Genomic DNA, 1195 nt, shown 5'->3' on the forward strand with positions numbered 1-1195 from the left:
CACGCCTAGAGGCCGGGTTGCGGCCCCTTCCACGGCTGATGCAAAGCCCGATTCCTAGGAGGTCGCTGTGGCGGCAAAATTTGGCGTGCTGGCCCTGGTCGAAGCCAAAGCGGGGAAGGAACAGGACGTCTGGGACTTCCTGAACGGAGGGCGCGAAATAGTGCTCAACGAGCCCGGAACGCGCACCTGGTATGCCTTCCGGGTCAACGAGAACACCTTCGGCATCTTCGACACCTTCGATACCGAGGAGGACCGTCAGGCCCACCTCAGCGGCGCCATCCCCGCCGCCCTCGGCGAACACGGTCCCGCCCTGCTCGCCAAGGATCCCGACATCAAGCTGATCGAACTCATCGCCGTGAAATAGGGGTGCCCCCGGCCGCCGCAGATCAGGAGCGGCGATTGCCATTATGTGACGCGGCGTTACCTTGCGTGAACTGGTGTTGCCGCACCGTTGTTCCGCTATGTGACGCCGCCCTATCGTCGATGCATGGCAATTCAGGACATTTACCCCACGGCCCTGCGCCTCCTCGGCCGTCCCGTGCTGGTCGTCGGCGCCGGCCCGGTGGCCGCCCGGCGCACCAAGGGGCTGCTCGACGCCGGAGCCCGCGTCACCGTCGTGGCACCGGCCGCCTGCCCGGCGCTCGCTGAACTTGCCGACGCCGGCCTCCTGAACTGGGAGCCCCGCCCGTACCGGCGGTCCGACGTCGACGGCGTCTGGTTCGTCCAGACCGCCACCGGCGACGCCGCCGTGGACGCGCAGGTCTCCGCCGACGCCGAGTCGCAGCGCATCTGGTGCGTCAACGCCTCCGACCACGAAGCCTCCGCCGCCTGGACGCCCGCCGTCGCCGTGGTGGACGACGTTAAGATCGCCGTCAACGCCGGCGGAGACCCGCGCCGCGCCATGGCCCTGCGCGACGCCGTCGCCACCGCCCTGGCCACCGGAGACCTGCCGCTGCGCCGGCACCGGGTTTCCGGCACGGGGGCAACTCCCGGATCCGTGGCCCTCGTCGGCGGCGGTCCCGGCGACACCGGACTCATCACCGTCCGCGGCCGCCGGCTCCTTGGCCAGGCCGACGTCGTGGTGGCGGACCGGCTCGGCCCGCGTGAACTCCTGGCCGAACTGGCCCCCGACGTCCGCATTGTGGAGGTCGGCAAGACCCCCGGCCACCACCCGGTGCCGCAGTCTGAAATCAAC

The 1195-nt window shown here is 70.1% G+C and carries 2 protein-coding genes; both read left to right on the plus strand.

All coding sequences use genetic code 11. The annotated features are described in order from the left end of the window. Positions 1 to 67: 67 nt before the first annotated feature. Positions 68 to 364: a putative quinol monooxygenase gene (locus LQV45_RS34045; RefSeq protein WP_223913715.1), complete on the plus strand. Its 297-nt coding sequence runs from the start codon at positions 68 to 70 to the stop codon at positions 362 to 364. 123 nt (positions 365 to 487) lie between these two features. Further along, positions 488 to 1195, plus strand: a 708-nt coding sequence (locus LQV45_RS34050; protein ID WP_230012267.1) for an NAD(P)-dependent oxidoreductase, incomplete at its 3' end; no start/stop codon positions are given.

The sequence above is a fragment of the Microbacterium sp. Bi128 genome (assembly GCF_918698205.1).